This window comes from Alicyclobacillus sacchari (assembly GCF_004366795.1).
GTDB classification, from domain to species: Bacteria; Bacillota; Bacilli; order Alicyclobacillales; family Alicyclobacillaceae; genus Alicyclobacillus; species Alicyclobacillus sacchari.
Window position 1 is genome coordinate 1 of the sequence record NZ_SORF01000044.1, and the last position, 3,028, is coordinate 3,028.

The window sequence follows — 3,028 nt, forward strand, 5'->3', positions numbered from 1 at the left end:
TTGTATCGATCCATCTTTCGCGCGCTCGGACGCATGGCACAACTCGGTACATTGGCCGTCATTGGCATGGCCGCGTTCAGTGTGATGAAGCTGCATGGTCTGATCGCAGCGTGGCAGGAACGTATGCTTCATCCAAGTGCGCCGAAAGCCGCAACCAATACGACCAACAGCAATCAAATCATCAACCCGCTTACATCCGGCACAGGGCCGAAGCTCCCGCTTTCTACACTCAACGCGACAAATCCACTGATGCATGAGAATGCTTGGGTGATCGCGCTGGCCTTGGTAGTTGGAGTGCTCGGTCTGCTGACCTTCTTGGTATATCGAGGCTTATCACCAACAGCGAAAGCACAGTTCTTGCAACGCATGCACGCCTCCAATGGGTATCACGTGCGGCGAGGGAAGAACGACGATCCGACCAAGTTTGAACTCGTCGGGATCGAAATTGGTGTGCGGAAGGACAATGGTCGTCCCATCCGGATTGAGAGGAAAGATCGGTTCATTAATACACTCGTGCTCGGTAGTACAGGGACAGGAAAAACAAGTCGTCTCCTGCTCAAAGGTGTGTACCAGGACATTCGCTCCATGGCAGACGGCGTGCCCATGGACGTGATTGCAATGGACCCCGACGGAGGATTCGCACAGGCCGCGGTAAACATGGCGAATCAATTGGGTGTGGAGACTATCATCATGGATCTGCGCGGTGCAATGCCGAGCACGGTGTCCTTCAGCCCGTTCGGTGGCGAGATTGCGGACATCATCGACAATGTGCGCGCCGCACTCCAAGAGAAGATGGGCAAGCAGGACGGATTCTTTCAAAATGCGCAGGATGATTTGGTGCGAACGGTGATTCAGGTTCAGGTGCCGCTTTGGCCGGAAGCGGACTTCTTGCAGTTTGCGGATTTGGTGACCGATCCGCTCCACTTCCGTGCCATTTGTAGCATGGTACAAGATTGCGCGGCGCAAGAAACGGGGACGGCGAAGAAGAAGCGCAAGAACGAGATGGATGAAGCCATGAGCATGTGGGAACATGAACGACCGGATGTCGAAGCTCGCTTCCATCGTCTGAAGCCACACGAAAAGAGCATGGTGTTATCTGCGGCGCGGTCATTCCTTATGGACACCGCGACCGAGCAGAAGCTGGAGAAGCTCGAGACCATCACGAAGGGACTCAAAATCGTTGTCAATGAGTTGGCAACCAACCCACGCCTGCGACAAGTGTTCAAGACAGACGAGCTCCCGCCGTTTGACTTTCAGGGCTTTCTCGCGGCAGGCAAAGAGCGACCCGGGCGTTTGGTCGTGGTGGTGACGGGGAACCGTCCGGCTGGCAAACTCTTCGGCAAGCTATTCCTGGTCACACTCAAGATGTACGCGCTGGAACGCGAAGGCACGGAAGATACACGCCGACCCGTGTATCTGTACGTGGATGAATTCGCCGTCTACGGCACCGAGTCGTTCACCGAGATGTTCTCCCAAGCGCGCAAGTACCGCGTTGGGATGATGCTCGCCATTCAAGCACGAGCGCAGCTGCTCGATGTGTCGAAGAAATTCATGGACGTCGTGGAGGGGAGCTGTCGCAACAAAATCTATTTCCCGGCTCCGTCACCAGACGATGCGCGCTTCTTGGAGCACGCGCTAGGTTCCGTCAAAAACATTCGCGAAACCTATTCGGAAAACAAGCTCAGCTGGTTTTTCGACACCCGAAACCTGGACCGGCGCGTGAATACCCAGGAGACCGTCGACCCACGGTATCGGCTGGAGGACATCGCCTACGGGCTCTCCAAGGACGAGGCGATTTTCGCCATGACCGTGGACAATCAGGTACAGCCTCCATGCGTAGGAATCACGTCGTACGCAGATGAGTGGGTGAAACACCGACGCGGATTCTTCGACGTGCGCCGTTCGCAGAACCGAGCGCAACCACAGCCGCCTGTCAACGAAGCAACAAATGTCGTCGAACATGCGGTATCAGAAGGGCGGTCTATGACGGAATCGCGTGAAGAGGCCAATGTCCCGATCCCTGCATCGCCGTCGCAGGTACGACCCACGGCAGATCGGAACGCGAAAATCAATGTGCAAGCCTTCGCGCTCGCGATCCAAGAGGCCGCCTCCCATGTGTCCGATTCGTCGCGCCCCGATTCTGTGAACGTCGAACCAGTTGAAACTCAAACTGTGACGTGGACCCAACAGGGCTGGACAAGCCCATATAACTCACAGAATGAGTCGACAGAACAAGAGACCGAGCAACCCGTAGAAGAGCCCGCCATTGTCCGCATCGACTTGCGTGCACAGCGGACACCTAAGCGATGTCCTCAGTGCGATTCAGAACTGACCTTGACGCCAGATGCTCGCAAGTGGCGGTGCCTGCAATGTGGGTTTGAGCGGAAGAACCGATAATGGCGTAAACTTGGCGCACATTTTGTGGATAGCCGATATACGGTGAGTATAGGCAAATCAATTACGGATGAAGCGATGGGAGGATTATCATGGAAAACTTGCGTGCCGTATACGTAAACACATTTGCAGAAGGTTCAAGAAGCAGTGAACCCATTCATCTCACTCCAGATGAGCTCAAAATGGCCGCACGTGGATGGAAGCGAGCCAAGACGATCATTCATGTACACATGCTCGGTTTGCAACACATGAAAATGAACGGTGAGACTCGTGCATTTCTGGTTGGCGATATAGGTCCAGCGAAAGTGATTCTTCCGGTCGAGCCAGAGTACTCCAATCTTACAGAAGACAACGATCCGCTCACATTGACAGAACGGTGGATATGCGGCATGGTTGAGGATTTTGATCTCCAAGACGAAGGGGATTCGACCATCTTAATCAATCGCAAACGTGGTCTAGAACGCTTGCAGGAACTGAATGCCGAACGAGTCAGTAAGCCTGGTCATCGTGCGACAGGTGTGATCGTGGATATCCGCCAGGGAGCGTACGTGATGAATGTTGGCGGATATATCGCCTTATTGCCGAAGTCATGGTACGACTGGGATGATTCCAAACGAAATCAGGGATTCATTGG

The 3,028-nt window shown here is 54.3% G+C and carries 1 protein-coding gene and 1 pseudogene; both read left to right on the forward strand.

Features of this window, described 5'->3' with window-relative positions:
• Positions 1-2,397, forward strand: a 2,397-nt coding sequence (locus C7445_RS14230; RefSeq protein WP_134161363.1) for a type IV secretory system conjugative DNA transfer family protein, incomplete at its 5' end; no start/stop codon positions are given.
• Positions 2,398-2,486: 89 nt separating this feature from the next.
• Positions 2,487-3,028, forward strand: a pseudogene (locus tag C7445_RS14235) (4-hydroxy-3-methylbut-2-enyl diphosphate reductase); the annotation flags it as partial.